The following is a 17248-nucleotide window of genomic DNA, read 5'->3' as shown; positions in this document are numbered from 1 at the left end:
ACGGATTGCACTTCCGGATTGCGTCTCGAACACGAACGCTGCCCATCCATCCCCCGTACGTACCAACGACGGTGACGGCGAGGGATCACGGGTGGACGCAAGATCCTTGCCCGGCAAGACGGCAGGGCCGGGGAACCACAGCCCCGGGCTGTGCCGTCCCTCACCACGGCGGCATAGTGGGGTGCTGCACTCCACGCCTCGAAACCACCAGGGGGACGAACGACATGCGACCGAACCGACCGGTCACCGCGATCCTGTGCGCGGCCGCGCTCGCGCTGACCGCCGCGGCCTGCGGCCCCGGCGACGGGGAGGCCGGCGGCGACGCCAAGCCGACCGTGGCGGCGAGCCTTCCTGGCAACGACGGGATCAAGATCCCGGACGGGCTCAAGGAAAGGCTCAAGGAGCACGGCATCGACCTGGAGAAGTGGAAGGGGGGTGCGTGGAAGAACTGGAAGAAGGAGGACTGGCTCCGCGAGGCGGGCGACTACGTCAACCCGATCATCGAGGGCCTGTGGGACCCGGACCGCATGCGTGACGCCGAGCAGCCGCAGCAGCCGGCCGTCGACCCGGACGCGGGCAAGGACCAGGGCGTGACCGACCCGACCCCGGCACCGGTGACGGCCAAGGCGGCGAACACGCCCTACCACACGAGCGTTCCGCAGGCGGGCAAGGTCTTCTTCGACGGTCCCGAGGGCTCGATGGTCTGCTCGGCGACCGTGGTCAAGGACCCGGCCCACCCCGGCAAGTCCAACCTGGTCTGGACGGCGGGCCACTGCGTGCACGCGGGCAAGTCCGGCGGCTGGTACCGCAACATCGCCTTCGTCCCGTCCTACAACAACGCGGGCAGGCCGGCGGCGCAGCTCAAGGGCGCGCCCCGCGAGCAGGTGGCCCCGTACGGCGTCTGGTGGAGCGACTGGGCGCAGACCTCCGACCAGTGGATCGCGAACGGCGGCCCGACCGGCGGCGCGGGTGCCCCGTACGACTTCGCGGTGCTGCACGTGACTCCGGAGAAGGGCAGCGGCAAGTCCCTGGAGGAGACGGTCGGTTCTGCGCTCCCGGTGGAGTTCAACGCCCCGGCGGTGCCGAAGGTCGCGGGCATCACGGCCACCGGCTACCCGGCGGCGGCGCCCTTCGACGGCCAGAAGGCCTACCAGTGTGCGGACAGGCCGGGCCGGCTGTCGCTGACGGCGAACGACCCCGTGATGTACCGCATCGGCTGCACCATGACCGGCGGTTCCTCCGGTGGCGGCTGGGTCGCGGCGGGCGCGGACGGCAAGCCCGCGCTGGTGTCGAACACCTCGATCGGCCCGGCCAAGGCGGGCTGGCTGGCCGGACCTCGGCTGGGTCCGGAGGCGCAGGGCATCTTCACCGCGGTGAGCGGCAAGTTCAAGTAGTCACGGAACGACGGAGAAAGGCCGGGGCCCCCTGCACCGCAGGGGGCCCCGGCCTTTCTCACATGTACGTCAGCACGTCAGTGCGTCAGCGTGTCACCGCTTCGCCAGCGCGTACGGCGCCAGGTCCGCCGCCAACTCCGGGTGGACCCGCGCCTTGAGCAGGGTGCCCTCCGGGGTGTGCTCCTCGGAGATCACCTCACCTTCGGCGTGTGCCTTGGCCACCAGCGATCCGCGGGTGTACGGCACCAGGGCCTCCACCTCGACCTCGGGCCGCGGCAGCTCGGTGTCGATGAGCGCGAGGAGTTCCTCGATGCCCATGCCCGTGCGCGCCGAGACGGCGATGGAGTGCCGCTCTATGCGCAGCAGCCGCTGCAGGACGAGCGGGTCCGCCGCGTCCGCCTTGTTGATCACCACGATCTCGGGCACGTTCACCGCGCCGACCTCGCGGATCACCTCGCGCACCGCCGCCAGCTGCTCCTCCGGCGTCGGGTGCGAGCCGTCCACGATGTGCAGGATGAGGTCGGAGTCGCCGACCTCCTCCATCGTGGAGCGGAAGGCCTCGACGAGGTGGTGGGGCAGGTGCCGGACGAAGCCGACCGTGTCGGCCAGGGTGTAGACCCGGCCGCTCGGCGTCTCGGCCCGGCGCACGGTCGGGTCGAGGGTGGCGAACAGCGCGTTCTCCACCAGCACGCCCGCGCCCGTGAGGCGGTTGAGCAGCGAGGACTTGCCCGCGTTGGTGTAGCCGGCGATGGCGACCGACGGCACCTTGTTGCGGCGCCGTTCCTGCCGCTTGATGTCACGGCCGGTCTTCATCTCCGCGATTTCCCGGCGCATCTTCGCCATCTTCTCGCGGATCCGTCGCCGGTCGGTCTCGATCTTGGTCTCACCGGGGCCTCGGGTGGCCATGCCGCCACCGCCGCCGCCACCCATCTGACGGGACAGCGAGGCACCCCAGCCACGCAGGCGCGGCAGCATGTACTGCATCTGCGCGAGAGCGACCTGCGCCTTGCCCTCTCGGGACTTGGCGTGCTGGGCGAAGATGTCCAGGATCAGGGCGGTCCGGTCGACCACCTTCACCTTGACGACGTCTTCGAGGGCGATGAGCTGGCCGGGGCTGAGCTCGCCGTCACAGACGACGGTGTCGGCGCCGCTCTCCATGACGATGTCGCGCAGCTCGCGCGCCTTGCCCGATCCGATGAAGGTGGCCGGGTCCGGCTTGTCGCGGCGCTGGATCACGCCGTCGAGTACGAGGGCACCCGCCGTCTCGGCGAGGGCGGCGAGCTCCGCGAGGGAGTTCTCCGCGTCGTTCACCGTGCCGGAGGTCCAGACACCGACGAGGACGACACGCTCCAGGCGGAGCTGCCGGTACTCGACCTCGGTGACGTCTTCGAGCTCGGTGGAGAGGCCGGCGACGCGGCGAAGGGCCGCGCGCTCGGAACGTTCGAACTGCTCGCCGTCCCGGTCTCCGTCGATCTCGTGGCTCCAGGCGACGTCCTCTTCCATCAGGGCATCGGCCCGAAGGCTCTCGGTGAAGCTCGACGGGTCCGGCACGTCCCGTGCGTCCCGCGCGTCCTGGGAAGGGGAAGAAGAGGAGGTCATTGGATCCTTACGTCGATTCGAATAGCACTGCTGGAACTGTCACGTCCAACGTGTCACACCATCCGGGGATTCCCCGAACGGCCCCGTCGATGGTGACATGCCCGTTCCCCGGCGGTCACACCCTTTATTTGGCGGCCGCGGTCCCGCTCCACTCCGGGTGCCCGGGCATCGCGGGGGTCGTCTGCCCGTACAGCCACGGCTCCAGGAAGGCCTTCAGGTCCCGGCCCGCCTCTTCGGAGGCCAGGCGTACGAAGTCGTCCGTGCCCGCGACCCCGTCCCGGTGGTCCGCCACCCAGCGCCGCTCGACCCGGTCGAAGGCCTCCGTACCGATCTCCTGGCGCAGCGCGTACAGGATCAGCGCGGCCCCGTCGTACACCACGGGCCGGAACAGCCCGATCTTCTGGCCCGGGGCGGCTGCCTTCGGAGCCGCCGGGGGGCCGCCCGCCGCCCGCCACTGGTCGGAGCGCTGGTACGCCTCGCGCATGCGCCGCTCCAGGGAGTACTTGCCGAGCCCGTCCGCGTACAGGGCCTCGTACCAGGTGGCGTGTCCCTCGTTGAGCCACAGGTCGGACCAGGTCCGCGGGGCGACGCTGTCGCCGAACCACTGGTGGGCGAGTTCGTGGACCATCACGGCCTCCACGTACCACTCGGGGTAGCCGTCGCCCGAGAACAGGCCGTGCTCGAAGAGCGAGAGGGTCTGCGTCTCCAGTTCGAAGCCGGTGGTGGCCCGGGCGATCAGCACCCCGTAGTTCTCGAAGGGGTAGCGGCCGACGCGCTCCTCCATCCACGCGATGTGCCCGGCGGTCTTCTTCAGCCAGGGGTCGAGCTTCTCCCGGTCCTGGGCGGGCACCACGTCGCGCAGCGGCAGCCCGTGCGGTCCGGTTCCGTGGACGACGGCGGAGCGGCCGATGGAGACCTGGGCCAGCTCGGTGGCCATCGGGTGCCGCGTCCGGTACGTCCACGTCGTCGAGGAGCCCGTGCTCAGGGCGCGGAGGGCGGGAAGGACCGGCAGGCCGTTGGCGACGACCGTGAGCCCTTCCGGGGCGGTGACCCGGAAGGTGAAGAAGGCCTTGTCGGCGGGGTGGTCGTTGCAGGGGAAGACGCGGTGGGCGGCGTCCGCCTGGTTGGCCATGGCCAGGCCGTCCTCGGTGGGCACCCAGCCGCCGTCCCCGCGCCCGCGCGGGTCGCTGGTGTGCCGGACCGTGATGTGCAGCGGCACATGGCGCGGGACGGGGCGCGCGGGGGTCAGTACGAGGTCCTCCCCCACGCTCTCGAACCGCGCCGGCTCGCCGTTGACCTCGACGGACGCCACTTTTCCGTGCGTGAAGTCCAGATTGATCCGGTCCAGCGGCTGCAGGGCGCGGGCGTCGATCACGGTGACCGCGTCGAGGGGGGTGCGGTTGTCCTTGTACGTGAACGACAGGTCGTAAGAGAGCACGTCGTACCCGGGGTTCCCCAGCTCGGGGAACAGCCGGTCGCCGATGCCCAGCGCCGCCGGCGGGGGCAGCACGGCGGCGACGAGGGTGAGGGAGGCCGCGGCGAGCAGGGCGGCGCGCAGGCGCGGGGAGATGAGCTGCATCCCCCACCGCTTACCAGCGCCCGCCGCGCTGCCGCGAACGGCGCGCGACGAGTCCACCCGAACGGGACCTTCCGGCGCCGACCCGGCCTACGCGCGGCTGACGTCGTAGACGCCCGGCACGTCGCGCATCGCCCGCATCAGGGCGGGCAGCCCGGCCGCGTCGGGCAGCTGGAGTGTGTAGCTGTGCCGCACCCGCTGCTCGACCGGGGGTTCCACGGTCGCGGAGACGACCTCGACCCCCTCGCGGGCGATGGCCTCGGTCAGGTCGGCGAGCAGATGGGGGCGGCCGAACGATTCAGCCAGGAGCGTGACCCGGCAGTCCGCCGTGGCCCGCCAGTGCACGGCGACGGAGGTACGCCCCACCGCGCGCATCTGGGCGACCGCGGCGCAGTGGGCTCGGTGCACGGTGACGGCCCCGCCCCGGACCACGAACCCGGCGACCGCGTCCGGCGGCACCGGGGTGCAGCATCCGGCGAGCCGGACGGGGGCGTCCGGCAGGTCGGCGACGGCGTTGGCCCCGCCGCCCCGGGCCCCGACCACCGACAGCGGCGCCCGCGCGGCCGAAGTGGTGGCCATCGCCCGGTCGGGATGGGCGTCGAGCCAGCTGCTGATGGCGATCCGGGCCGCCGGGGTCCGCGCGTGGTCCAGCCACTCGGCGGCGGGCCCCGAGGAGGCGTCCTGCGCGAGCAGCAGCTGCACGGTGTCCCCGTCGGACAGCGGGGAGGAGAGGGAGGTGAGGCGCCCGTTGACCCGGGCGCCGATACAGCCGTGGGCCGCCTCGCCGTGCTGCGCGTAGGCGGCGTCGATACAGCTGGCACCGGCAGGCAGGCCCAGCGTCCCGCCGTCGGCGCGGAAGACGGTGATCTCCCGGTCCTGGGCCAGCTCGGCGCGCAGCACGCTCCAGAAGGTGTCCGGGTCGGGCGCGGACTGCTGCCAGTCGAGCAGCCGGGACAGCCAGCCGGGCCGCGTCGGGTCCACCCGCTCCTCGTCGCATTCCGCGGCGTCGGCCGTCGCGGTGGCGTACGGATTGCCGAGCGCGACCACGCCCGCCTCCGCCACGCGGTGCATCTGCCGGGTCCGCACGATGACTTCGGCGACGTAGCCCTCGGGCGTGGCGACCGCGGTGTGCAGCGACTGGTAGAGGTTGAACTTGGGGGCGGCGATGAAGTCCTTGAACTCCGATACGACCGGGGTGAAGCAGGTGTGCAGCTCTCCCAGGACCGCGTAGCAGTCGGCGTTCTCGCCGACGAGGACGAGGACGCGGCCGAAGTCGGAGCCGCGCAGCTCGCCGCGTTTGCGGGCGATGCGGTGCACGGAGACGAAGTGCCGCGGCCGGACCTGCACCTGGGCGGCGATGCCGGCCTCGCGCAGGACGGTGCGTACGGAGTCGGCGATGGCGGGCAGCGGGTCGCGTTCCCCCGCGTGGGCCGCGATGAGCGCGCGGGTGTGCTCGTACTCCTCGGGGTGCAGGATCGCGAAGACGAGGTCTTCCAGCTCGGTCTTGAGGGCCTGGACGCCGAGCCGTTCGGCGAGCGGGATGAGCACGTCGCGCGTGACCTTGGCGATGCGGGCCTGTTTCTCGGGGCGCATCACGCCGAGGGTGCGCATGTTGTGCAGCCGGTCGGCGAGTTTGATGGACATCACGCGGACGTCGTTGCCGGTGGCGACGAGCATCTTGCGGAAGGTCTCGGGCTCGGCGGCGGCGCCGTAGTCGATCTTCTCCACCTTGGTGACGCCGTCGACGATGAAGCAGACCTCGTCGCCGAACTCCTCGCGGACCTGATCGAGGGTCACTTCGGTGTCCTCGACGGTGTCGTGGAGGAGAGAGGCCGTCAAGGTGGTTGTCTCGGCGCCGAGTTCGGCGAGGATCAGGGTCACGGCGAGCGGATGTGTGATGTACGGCTCACCACTTTTTCGCATCTGACCGCGGTGTGAGGACTCCGCGAGGACGTACGCGCGACGCAAAACGGACAGATCGGCGTCCGGATGGTGGGCGCGGTGCGCCTCGGCGACGTGGCCGATGGCGTCCGGGAGGCGGTCGCGGGACGTGGGCCCCAGCAGGGCCGCGCGGCCGAGCCGGCGCAGATCGAGCCTGGTCCGGCCGCGTCTGCGGAGCTCAGGGCGCGCTTCGGGGTGTGCTTCGGGGTTCGTGGCCTCTGCACTCATGGGCACCTCCGGCGGCTTCGACCGGCGGTGGCGGGCATGGGGTGAGCCCTCAGGGCCGGTGCCTGATGTTACCGACCCCACCACGTGGCGCAGTCCACCTCTCGCTGAGCGTGAAACGGATCACCCATTAGAGGGAAGCTTCAGGCGAAGGCCGTTTCGGTGAGCCAGGCCGCTTCGAACTCTCCCGCGGCCACGATCACGGCCGGTCCGGTCATGTCGATCTGCCCGTCGGGGTGCTCGGTGATGACCAGGGTTCCGCCGGGGAGGTCGACGGTGTAGGTGACCGGCCGACCGGTGGCGGCCGGGTCGGCTCCGTCGCGGCGGATGGCGGCCACGGCCACCGCGCAGGCTCCGGTGCCGCAGGAGCGGGTCTCGCCGGAACCTCGCTCGTGCACGCGCATCGCGACGTGCCGGGGGCCGCGGTCGACGACGAACTCGACATTGACCCCGGTCGGGTAGGCGGACGCCGGGCTGAACGGCGGGGCGGTGTACAGGCTCCCGGCGTCGTCGAGGCTGTCGACGAAGGCCACGGCGTGCGGGTTGCCCATGTTCACGTTGCGCGCGGGCCAGCTGCGCTCGCCGACCGAGACGGTGACCTCGCCCTCGGGGAGGACGGCGCGCCCCATCGAGACGGTGACGTCGCCGCTCTTGTCGAGGTGGACGTGCTTGACGCCGCCGCGGGTGGCGATCGCCAGGTCGCCGGGCTCGACGTGACCGGCGTGGTGGAGGTAGCGGGCGAAGACGCGTACGCCGTTGCCGCACATCTCGGCGATGGAGCCGTCGCTGTTGCGGTAGTCCATGAACCACTCCGCCTCGTCGGCCAGGTGCGCGGCCTCGGGGTGCGCGGCGGACCGGACGACGTGCAGGACGCCGTCCGCCCCGATCCCGGCCCGGCGGTCGCACAGCTTCGCGACGGCGGACGCGGGCAGCTCCAGCGAGTTGTCCGGGTCCGGGACGATCACGAAATCGTTCTCGGTGCCGTGACCCTTGAGGAAGGGGAGGGTGGTGTGCGTCACCCGCCCATGGTAGCGAGCCGCAGTTCAGGGGCGCTGCGCAGGGCCTGCGGCGCGGCCCGGGAGGGGGCGGTCAGCGCGGTCAGCGCAGCCGGGCGACGCGGTACACGGCAAGGCTGACGACGGCCAGCGCGACCAGGGCGTACAGCGCGGCCATGCGCCAGTCGGGGCGGCAGCCGCTCCCCCGGGCCGGGAGCCCGGGCCAGGTGTAGCCCACCCGGCGGGCGGCCATCATCCCCCAGCCTCCGGCGCAGCAGCTGATGAGGAAGCCGAGCATGGCGACCACGGCTCCGCCGTCGCCGAACTCGAAGGCGAGCGGGAAGGCGAACATCAGCGATCCCGCGGCGGCGAGCACCGCGATGGGGGCGATCTGCCACAGGCGCAGGCGGCGCTGCGGACGCAGCTCGACCTCGAACGCGGGTCCGGCGGCGGCCTCGGCCTCCGCGGAATCCGGTGCGTCCGGGCCGTCCGGGGTCAGGCGCGCGGGGTCGGCGGGCAGCCCGAGCCCGGCGGTGCCGTCGGGCCCCGCGGACCCGTCCGTCGGGTCGGGGGACCCGTCCGTCCGGTCGAGACGCCTCGGATCCGCTTCCTGCCGGGTGTCGTCCCGCCCGGTGTCACGAGGGCCGGCCTCCATCGCCACGCGCCCTCCCCACTCGGACTCAGTACGCCGCAATTCACTGCGGGTGACCACACCCGCAGGAGTTTGATGATGGCACGCCGCCGACCCCTCGACGGGCGCCCGGGGCGTCCCGATGCCATCACGTGATCAGGCTGTGACCGCTCGTTCGACCAACGTCTGCGCGAGCCCGGGGAGTTCCCCCCGGTCCGCGGCGCCGCCGCTGAGCCAGTGCACGCGCGGATCGCGGCGGAACCACGAGTCCTGCCGCCGGGCGAAACGCTTGGTGGCCCGGACCGTCTCGGCCCTGGCCTCGTCCTCGGTGCACTCCCCGGCGAGCGCGGCGAGCACCTGCTGGTAGCCGAGCGCCCTGGAGGCGGTTATTCCGTCCCGCAGGCCCCGGGCCTCCAGCTCGCGGACCTCGTCCACGAGCCCGTCCTCCCACATCCGGTCCACGCGCAGCGCGATCCGCTCGTCGAGCTCGGGCCGCGCCACGTCGACGCCGATCTGCACGGTGTCGTAGACGGACTCGTGGCCGGGCAGGTTGGCCGTGAAGGGGCGGCCGGTGATCTCGATGACCTCCAGCGCGCGGACGATCCGGCGGCCGTTGCTGGGCAGGATCGCCCGGGCGGCCGCCGGGTCGACGGAGGCGAGGCGGGCGTGCAGGGCGCCGGGGCCGCGCAGGGTGGCCTCCTCCTCCAGCCGGGCGCGGACCTCGGGGTCGGTGCCGGGGAACGCCATGGCGTCCAGGGCGCCCCGTACGTACAGGCCGGACCCGCCGACGAGGACGGGCGTGCGGCCCTCGGCGAGGAGCTTGTCGATCTCGACGCGGGCCAGGCGCTGGTACTCGGCGACGTTGGCGGTCTCGGTGACGTCCCAGATGTCCAGGAGGTGGTGCGGGACGCCGCCGCGCTCCCCGGTCGTCAGTTTGGCGGTGCCGATGTCCATCCCCCGGTACAGCTGCATGGAGTCGGCGTTGACGACTTCGCCGTCGAAGTGGCGGGCCAGGGCTACGCCCAGATCTGACTTTCCGGCCGCGGTGGGACCGACGACGGCGATGACCCGCGGTGCGGGGGCTGCTTTCCTCACTGCCCCAGTCTCGCAGCCCCCGGTCAAGACACGGCCATGTACCCGATCGAGCTACGTGACGGGGTGCGGGCGGGGTCGTTGCCCTGGCGGGGTTCGGCCCGGTGGAGGCCCCTGCGGCCACGGCGGAACTTCACTCACACGAGTAACGTTATAGGAGTAGACATGGGCGTTTTTGATCGGCTTTTTCGCCGTAAGGACCAGGGTGTGACCGAGGCGGTCGCCGCGGAGTCCCCGACGGCGGAGTCCGGTTCGGCCGAGGAGACCGAGGCCGAGGCGGCTGCCGTGGAGGCTCCGGCGGCGGAAGCCGTGGAGATTCCGAAGCAGCAGTCGGCCGAGGTGGCCGCGGACAGCGAAGCCGGTGACGGCGCCCGTACGTAGCGACCGCCAACGGAAGGTGACCCATGGGCCTGCTGGACAATCTGAAGGCCAAGCTCGCTCCGGCGAAGGAGAAGGTCGGAGGCCTCGCCCAGAAGAACGAGGGCAGGATCACCGAGGGTCTGGACAAGGTGGCCAAGGCCGTGGACTCGAAGACCCACGGCAAGTACAGCGACCGGATCACGAGCGGTACGGGCAAGGCGAAGGACGCCCTGGGCAAGATCGCGCACAAGGACACCCCCGGCGGGCCGACGACGTCGCCGACCGCTTCCTGACGCGGTACCGGAAAGGGGCGCGGGACCGGCTGGAGCCGGTCCCGCGCCCCTTCGTCGCGTCTGTGGGTCTCCCCCCTCCGGTGAGGCCTTCCGCGGCCCCGGGCGGCCCCTACGACCAGGCGGCGACGAAATAGCCCACGCCGTACGGCGCGTCCTCGTACAGCAGCCGCCCGTCGAGGCCCGCGCCCTCGGCTGCACCCGCCAGCACCTGCCAGGGGGCCCGGCCTGCGGCCTGGAGCTCGGCCGCGAGCCGCGCGTCGAGTGCGGCGAGCGCGGCGACGTCGGCCGCGCCCAGCGCGCGGGCGGCGGCTGCGTCGAAGGCGGCGGCGCGCTCGTCGAGGTAGCCGGGGGCCTTGAGGGTCCGGCAGGCGCTGCCGTCGCCCATGACCAACAGGGCCACCCGGGCGTCGCGCGCGGCGAGCTCCCGGCCGGCTTCCAGGCACCGGGCGGTCTCCAGCGGCTCCTCGACCCCGAGCCCTTCGATGGGGGCGGCGCCCCAGCTCGCGCGGCGCAGCAGCCAGGCGCCCACGGCGAGCGACGGGGGCAGCAGGCGCGGCCCTTCCTCGCCCTCCCCGAGCTGTACGTGGGCCTCGACGCCGAATCCGCGGAAGGTGCCGCGGGCGCCCTCGGGGTAGGGCCCGCGGTGGTCGTGGTCGGCGGCCCCGACCACGACCAGCAGGTCGGGCCGGGAGGCCGCGAGCACGGCGAGCGCGTCGGAGCAGGCGGTACGGGCGTCGCCGAGTTCGGCGGCGGCCCCCGCGGCGACCTCCGGCACGAGCAGCGGCGGGGCGGGACAGACGGCAGCGGCTACGAGCATGATCCGCAGCCTAGCCGCCCGCGCCGGTGCGGGGTCAGTCGATCGCGCAGCCCGAGGTCGCCGCCGGCAGCGGGGCCGGGACGCCCAGGGTCGGGATGCCGAGCATGACGCCCGCAGGCTGGGCCGGGGCGGCGTTGCGCTTCTCCCAGGCGTCGCCGGCGCGGGTGCGGCGCACGGTCCGCGTGGGGCCCTCGGCGAGCAGGTGGTGGGGGGCCGCGTAGGTGATGTCCACGGTGACCACGTCGCCCGGGCGGACGTCCGCGTCCGGCTTCGTGAAGTGGACCAGGCGGTTGTCGGGGGCGCGGCCCGAGAGGCGGTGGGTGGCGCCGTCCTTGCGGCCCTCGCCCTCCGCGACCATGACCTCCAGGGTGCGGCCGACCTGCTTCTTGTTCTCCTCCCAGGAGATCTCCTCCTGGAGGGCGACCAGGCGCATGTAGCGGTCCTGGACCACCTCCTTGGGGATCTGCCCGTCCATGTCGGCTGCGGGGGTGCCGGGCCGCTTGGAGTACTGGAAGGTGAACGCGCTCGCGAAGCGGGCCTCGCGCACGGTGTGCATCGTCTGCTGGAAGTCCTCCTCCGTCTCACCGGGGAAGCCCACGATGATGTCGGTGGAGATCGCGGCGTGCGGGATGGCGGCGCGGACCTTCTCGATGATGCCGAGGAACCGCTCCTGCCGGTACGACCGGCGCATCGCCTTGAGGATCGGGTCCGAGCCGGACTGCAGCGGCATGTGCAGCTGCGGCATCACGTTCGGGGTCTCCGCCATCGCCGCGATCACGTCGTCCGTGAAGTCGCGGGGGTGCGGGGAGGTGAAGCGGACCCGCTCCAGGCCCTCGATCTGCCCGCAGGCGCGCAGCAGCTTGCTGAACGCCTCGCGGTCGCCGAGGTCCGAGCCGTACGCGTTCACGTTCTGGCCGAGCAGGGTGATCTCCGAGACGCCCTCGGCGACCAGGGCCTCCACCTCGGCGAGGATGTCGCCGGGACGGCGGTCCTCCTCCTTGCCGCGCAGCGCCGGGACGATGCAGAAGGTGCAGGTGTTGTTGCAGCCGACGGAGATCGAGACCCAGGCGGCGTACGCGGACTCGCGGCGGGTCGGCAGCGTCGAGGGGAACGCCTCCAGCGACTCGGCGATCTCGACCTGCGCCTCCTCCTGGATGCGGGCGCGCTCCAGCAGCACGGGGAGCTTGCCGATGTTGTGCGTACCGAAGACGACGTCGACCCAGGGGGCCCGCTTGACGATCGTGTCGCGGTCCTTCTGCGCGAGGCAGCCGCCGACGGCGATCTGCATGCCGGGGCGCTTGGTCTTCATCGGGGCGAGCCGGCCGAGGTTGCCGTACAGCTTGTTGTCGGCGTTCTCGCGGACGGCGCATGTGTTGAACACCACCACGTCGGCGTCCCCGTCGGAGCCCTCGGGCGCACGCGTGTAGCCCGCGCCCTCCAGCAGACCGGCCAGCCGCTCGGAGTCGTGCACGTTCATCTGGCACCCGTAGGTGCGCACCTCGTATGTTCCCTTGACGTCCACTGCCGTGCTCCGGTCGCTGCTGCTGGTCATGGAACAAGGGTAGGCGGTACCCGGGAGCGCTCCGGTCGGCCTCCTCGTGACAGGACGGCGGCCGGGTGGCAGGATCGCGGCCATGCCTCTCGTACCGCCCCGGATCAGCAGGCGCCAAGCCCTGCGGGCCCTGGTGGCCGTACTCGCCGTGCTCGGCGTCCTGCTCTGGTGGCTGAAACCGTTCGGGGAGCCGGAGCTCAAGGGAGAGCTGACCTTCAGCACGGGTGTCAGGACCGGCGTCTACCACCGGTACGGGCAGCTGCTGGAGCAGCAGCTGAGGCTGGACATGCCCGGGGTGAAGGTGCGGCTGGAGACCAGCGAGGGCTCGCAGCAGAACCTCGCGCGGGTGGCCGCCGGGGAGGCCGACTTCACGGTGGCGACGGCCGACGCGGTCGCCAAGTACCAGCAGGAGATGAAGCCCGGATCGGACGATCTGCGCGGGTGCGCGCGGCTCTACGACGACTACGTGCAGCTGGTCGTGCCCGCCGGCTCACCGGTGCAGTCGACGCGGGACCTGCGCGGCAAGCGGGTCGCGATAGGCCAGCCGGGATCCGGGGTGCGACTCATCTCCGACCGGCTGCTGACGGCGGCCGGGCTGGATTCGGCGAAGGACATCGCTCCGGTGTCCATCGGCATCGACACCATGCCCGCCGAGCTGGAGGCCGGCCGGATCGACGCGTTCTTCTGGTCCGGCGGGCTCCCCACGAACGCGGTGCGCGAGCTCTCGGAGCGGTTCGACATCCGGCTCGTGCAGCTCGGCGACCTGGTGGAGGCGCTGCAGGCGAGCGGGAGCCCGGCGCGGTACTACCGGGCGGCGGTGATGCCGCAGGACGCGTACACGCGGGCCCGCAACACCAGCGCTGTGGCGACCCTGGCGGTGCCGAACCTGCTGGTGACCACGGAGCGGACGGACGCCCAGCTGACGCAGCGGTTCACGCGCACGGTGATCCTCAGCCGCGACGACATCGGGCACGAGGTGCACGCGGCGCAGCTCGTGGACCTGCGGACGGCCATCTACACCGCCCCCCTCGCCCTGCACGAGGGCGCGATGCGGTACTACCGCTCGGTCAAGCCCTGAGCCGCCCCGGCCGTCACGCGCACGGCAGCAGCATCGTCGCCGCGGCGGCCGCGCCGATCAGGCCCGCGTGCGTGCCCAGGCTCGCCGGGACCACCCGCACGCCGCGCGCGAAGGACAGCGTGGCGTAGGCGGCGAGGTGCCTGCGGATCGGGGCGAAGAGGGTGTCGCCGGCGGCGGCGACGCCGCCCCCGATGACCGCGATGTCCGTCTCGACGAGGGTCGCGGTGGCGGCGATGGCCGCCGCAAGCGCGCGGCCCGCGCGGTCGAAGGCGGCCAGGGCGACCGGGTCGCCCGCCCCGGCGGCCGCGGCCACGCCCGCCGCCGTCGCGTCACCGCCGGGCTCCGCGGGGGTCCAGCCCTGGGCCAGGGCCCAGCGGGCGATGGCGGTGCCGGAGGCGATCGACTCGACGCAGCCGTGGCCGCCGCAGGCGCACGGCTCCCCGTCGAAGGCGACGCTGATGTGGCCGATGTGACCGGCGTTGCCGGTGGGGCCGGGGTGGAGCCGGTTGTTCAGGATGAGGCCGCCGCCGACGCCCGTGGAGACCACCATGCACAGCGCGTTCGCGTGGCCCTGGGCCGCTCCCAGCCAGTGTTCCGCCGCGGTCATCGCCACGCCGTCACCGGCCAGTACGGTCGGCACCGCCGCCCCGTCGGCTCCTCGTGCCCCGCGCGCGGCGAGCTCCGCCTCGACCCGGGCCTGGACCGGGAACTCCCGCCACGCCCCGATGTTGACCGGGCTGACCGTGCCCCGGGAGGCGTCCACCGGGCCCGCGCTGCCGATCCCGCAGCGGACCGCCGACGGCCACAGCGGCGAGCGGGACAGCTCGGCGACGACTTCGGTCACCGCCGCCATGACGGCGTCCGCGTCCCGGTCCGCGCCGCGCGGGGTCGGGCGGCGGGTCGTGGCCGACATCGTGCCGTCGGGGTGCACCAGCGCCCCGGCGATCTTCGTCCCGCCGATGTCGATCGCCACCGTCAGCCCGTCGGCCGCGGCGCCGGCGCGCGGTGTGAGGCAGGGGGTGGTGGTGGGCGTGGTCACGGTGGCGGCTCCAGGAAGGGGTCAGGAATCAGTATGCGCCGCGGGCGCGGCCGTACTCTCGCGCGGCTCCAGGCGCGGCTGCTCGCTCTGGCGCACCCCGGCCGGCCTTCCCGCGAGCACGGCGAGAAGCTCCTCGGCGGCAAGTCGGCCGAAGCCCGCGGTGTCCCGCACGAGGGCGGTGAGCCGGGGGTGGGTGACCCGGCAGAGCGCGGAGTCGTCCCAGGCCACGATCGAGAGGCTGCCCGGTACGGGGATGGCCAGTTCGGCAGCGACCGCGATCCCGGCGACGGCCATCACGTCGTTGTCGTAGACGAGCGCGGTGGGGGGCTCGGGCTCGGCCAGGACCCGCCGGGTGGCCGCCGCGCCCTCGGCGTCGGAGTAGTCGGTGACCACGGAACGCACCCGGTCGGGTCCCAGGCCCCGCCGCGCGGCCTCGGTCCGCAGCGACTCGATCCGGCGGGCCGTGTGGGCGAGGCCGGGGAGCCCTGCGATGTGGACGATCCGGCGGTGGCCCAGCCCGTGGAGGTGGTCCAGGACCTGGGCCATGGCCCCGGCGTCGTCGGCCCGGACCGAGGAGAGGGTGCCCGCGGGGTGGGAGGTGCCGTGGGAAGGGCCTTGAGGGGCGGCCGGGGAGGGACCGCGGGAAGGTGCCTCGCCCACCATGACGGCCGGCAGGGCCAGCTGCCCGAGGAGCTCCGGCCGCGGGTCCGTCGTGCGGGGATCGACGACGAGGACGCCGTCGACCCGCCGCTCGGCCCACCAGCGGCGGTAGACGGCGCATTCGGCGTCGATGTCCTCGACGACCTGGAACAGCAGGGCTGTCCGGGCGGCGGCGAGGACCTCCTGTATGCCGGAGACGAGCTGGAGGAAGAAGGACTCGACGCCGAGTGTGTGCGCGGGCCGGGCCAGCACGAGTCCGACGGCCCCGGAGCGCTCGCCGGACAGGGCGCGGGCGGCGCTGTTGGCCTGCCAGCCGAGCTCCTCGGCGACGCGGCGGATGCGGGCGCGGGTGTCCTGGGAGACCCCCGGCCGGTCGTTGAGCGCGAAGGACACGGCGCTCTCCGACACTCCGGCCTGGCGGGCGATGTCCTTGATCGTGGGTCTACGGGCCATGGCCTGTCATCCTCCGGTGACGCGGACTGCGATGGCCAGACCGTACGCGATCTCGCCCCGGCGGGACGCCGTGACCGGAATATCGCTGCCCATTTCCACGCACCGCCATGCGGACGGCCACAACTAAAGCGCATTAGTTTTGCCGGGTCTGGATGACCAGAACCCTTGTGCCAACAGGACTGAAGCGCATAAGTACACAGCCGGTAGGCCCTGTTGACTTTCCCCATCCGCACCGGCAGGTTGTGCCCACCCGGTGAATTCCTCAGAACTCCAGGACGCCTTGTGCACGAAGACGCGCTCCGATTCGGTGCCAACTACACGCCGTCCCGCGGCTGGTTCCACCACTGGCTGGACTTCGACCTCGACGAGGTCAGGGCCGACCTCGACTCGATCGCCGCGCTCGGGCTGGACCACATCCGCGTGTTCCCGCTGTGGCCGCTGTTCCAGCCGAACCGGACGCTGATCCGGCCGCGCGCGGTCGAGCAGCTCGTCGCGCTCGCCGACGCGGCCGCCGAGCGCGGGCTCGACGTCGACGTGGACGGCCTGCAGGGCCACTTGTCGAGTTTCGACTTCCTGCCCGCCTGGACCCGGACCTGGCACCGGCGCAACATGTTCACCGACCCGGACGTGGTCGCCGCTCAGGAGGAGTACCTGCGCACGCTGGCCGCCGCCCTGGCCGACCGGCCGAACTTCCTGGGCATGACGGTGGGCAACGAGATCAACCAGTTCGCCGGCGCCCCCCACCCCGACCCCGACGAGATCACCCGGGACCAGGCGGGCCACTGGCTGGAGCGGATGCTCGCCGCCTGCGAGGAGGGCGCGCCCGGCCGGTTCCACCTGCACGCCGAGTACGACGCCGCCTGGTACCAGGACGGGCACCCCTTCACCGTCGCCCAGGCCGCGCGGCTGGGCGCGGCAACCGCCGTGCACTCCTGGGTGTTCAACGGCACCGCGCAGCGCCACGGCCCGGCGGGGACGGCGACCGAGCACCACGCCGCGTACCTGATCGAGCTGTCGAAGGCCTGGGCCCGGGACCCGCACCGGCCGGTGTGGCTCCAGGAGGTCGGCGCGCCCGCGCCGCTGATCGGGCCGGAGCACGCGGCCGAGTTCACCGAGGCCACCGTGGCGAACGCGCTGGACTGCCCGGACCTGTGGGGCGTGACCTGGTGGTGCTCGCACGACGTGTCGCGCGGGCTCGCGGACTTCCCTGAGCTGGAGTACGGCCTCGGCCTGCTCACCAACGACCGCCGGACCAAGCCGGCCGGCGCCGCCATCGCGCGGATCACCGAGACGTGGCGGGGCCGCGAGCACCGCCCGGCCGTACGGTCCACCGCACTGGCGGTCGACGTCGGCGGGGCGGAGGCGGCGCCGCGGCGTTCGGTCTGTGCTCCCGGCGGCGCGTTCTTCGAGACCTGGGCGGCGCTCACCGCGGACGGAGTGCGGCCCGCCGTCGTGCTGGCCGAGCTCGCCGAGGACCCCGCGCACCTTTCCGCGCGCGGCATCACGGAGGTGCTGCGCGTCCCCGACCTGACCTGACGCCTTT

The 17248-nt window shown here is 72.9% G+C and carries 15 protein-coding genes; 5 read left to right on the top strand and 10 right to left on the bottom strand.

The features are described 5' to 3' along the window. Nucleotides 1-224 precede the first annotated feature (224 nt). Nucleotides 225-1394, top strand: coding sequence for a trypsin-like serine peptidase (locus OG737_RS23000; RefSeq protein ID WP_405678216.1), 1170 nt, complete (start codon nucleotides 225-227; stop codon nucleotides 1392-1394). A gap of 93 nt (nucleotides 1395-1487) precedes the next feature. On the opposite strand, the gene hflX is transcribed toward OG737_RS23000, so the two are convergent. From hflX to miaA, 6 genes are all read right to left on the bottom strand, one after another. After that, a complete protein-coding gene (gene hflX, locus OG737_RS22995) occupies nucleotides 1488-2993 on the bottom strand; it encodes a GTPase HflX (protein WP_328928012.1) in 1506 nt (501 codons plus the stop codon). Between the two features lie 124 nt (nucleotides 2994-3117). Continuing rightward, complete coding sequence (locus tag OG737_RS22990) at nucleotides 3118-4572, bottom strand: M1 family metallopeptidase (protein WP_405678219.1); 1455 nt, start codon at nucleotides 4570-4572, stop codon at nucleotides 3118-3120. Nucleotides 4573-4659: 87 nt separating this feature from the next. After that, nucleotides 4660-6738: an HD domain-containing protein gene (locus tag OG737_RS22985; RefSeq protein ID WP_328928010.1), complete on the bottom strand. Its 2079-nt coding sequence runs from the start codon at nucleotides 6736-6738 to the stop codon at nucleotides 4660-4662. 140 nt (nucleotides 6739-6878) lie between these two features. Next, nucleotides 6879-7754, bottom strand: a complete 876-nt coding sequence (dapF, locus tag OG737_RS22980; RefSeq protein WP_328928009.1) for a diaminopimelate epimerase — start codon at nucleotides 7752-7754, stop codon at nucleotides 6879-6881. A gap of 79 nt (nucleotides 7755-7833) precedes the next feature. After that, nucleotides 7834-8391: a hypothetical protein gene (locus tag OG737_RS22975; RefSeq protein ID WP_405678222.1), complete on the bottom strand. Its 558-nt coding sequence runs from the start codon at nucleotides 8389-8391 to the stop codon at nucleotides 7834-7836. A 126-nt stretch (nucleotides 8392-8517) separates the two neighbouring features. Next, entirely contained in the window at nucleotides 8518-9456 is a 939-nt protein-coding gene (gene miaA / locus OG737_RS22970) for a tRNA (adenosine(37)-N6)-dimethylallyltransferase MiaA (RefSeq protein ID WP_405678224.1), read from the bottom strand. Nucleotides 9457-9660: 204 nt separating this feature from the next. On the opposite strand from miaA, the gene OG737_RS22965 reads away from it, so the two are divergent. Both OG737_RS22965 and OG737_RS22960 read left to right on the top strand, forming a co-directional pair. Beyond that, nucleotides 9661-9834, top strand: a complete 174-nt coding sequence (locus tag OG737_RS22965) for a gliding motility protein (RefSeq protein WP_405678226.1) — start codon at nucleotides 9661-9663, stop codon at nucleotides 9832-9834. Nucleotides 9835-9857: 23 nt separating this feature from the next. Then, on the top strand, nucleotides 9858-10106 hold the full coding sequence (locus OG737_RS22960) for an antitoxin (RefSeq protein ID WP_405678228.1): 249 nt from the start codon (nucleotides 9858-9860) through the stop codon (nucleotides 10104-10106). 109 nt (nucleotides 10107-10215) lie between these two features. Here OG737_RS22960 and OG737_RS22955 read toward each other — a convergent pair whose 3' ends face one another. After that, nucleotides 10216-10923 (bottom strand): class III extradiol dioxygenase subunit B-like domain-containing protein, encoded by a 708-nt coding sequence (locus OG737_RS22955; protein ID WP_405678230.1) that lies wholly within the window; start codon nucleotides 10921-10923, stop codon nucleotides 10216-10218. A gap of 34 nt (nucleotides 10924-10957) precedes the next feature. Beyond that, nucleotides 10958-12475, bottom strand: a complete 1518-nt coding sequence (gene miaB, locus OG737_RS22950) for a tRNA (N6-isopentenyl adenosine(37)-C2)-methylthiotransferase MiaB (protein WP_405678232.1) — start codon at nucleotides 12473-12475, stop codon at nucleotides 10958-10960. A gap of 82 nt (nucleotides 12476-12557) precedes the next feature. On the opposite strand from miaB, the gene OG737_RS22945 reads away from it, so the two are divergent. Next, nucleotides 12558-13553, top strand: coding sequence for a TAXI family TRAP transporter solute-binding subunit (locus OG737_RS22945; protein WP_405678235.1), 996 nt, complete (start codon nucleotides 12558-12560; stop codon nucleotides 13551-13553). Nucleotides 13554-13566: 13 nt separating this feature from the next. Here the strand turns inward: OG737_RS22945 and OG737_RS22940 are convergent, their stop codons facing one another. Together OG737_RS22940 and OG737_RS22935 are read right to left on the bottom strand one after the other, a co-directional pair. Continuing rightward, nucleotides 13567-14592: an ROK family protein gene (locus OG737_RS22940; protein WP_405678237.1), complete on the bottom strand. Its 1026-nt coding sequence runs from the start codon at nucleotides 14590-14592 to the stop codon at nucleotides 13567-13569. A 21-nt stretch (nucleotides 14593-14613) separates the two neighbouring features. Continuing rightward, nucleotides 14614-15705: a LacI family DNA-binding transcriptional regulator gene (locus OG737_RS22935; RefSeq protein WP_328928002.1), complete on the bottom strand. Its 1092-nt coding sequence runs from the start codon at nucleotides 15703-15705 to the stop codon at nucleotides 14614-14616. A gap of 282 nt (nucleotides 15706-15987) precedes the next feature. Here OG737_RS22935 and OG737_RS22930 point away from each other — a divergent pair, with 282 nt between their 5' ends. Beyond that, entirely contained in the window at nucleotides 15988-17241 is a 1254-nt protein-coding gene (locus tag OG737_RS22930) for a glycosyl hydrolase (RefSeq protein ID WP_405678239.1), read from the top strand. Nucleotides 17242-17248 lie beyond the last annotated feature (7 nt).

Source organism: Streptomyces sp. NBC_00122 (assembly GCF_045160845.1).
Taxonomy (GTDB): Bacteria; Actinomycetota; Actinomycetes; order Streptomycetales; family Streptomycetaceae; genus Streptomyces.
The sequence above is the reverse complement of the archived record's forward strand: the minus strand, read 5'-3'. Positions and strand labels throughout refer to the sequence as shown.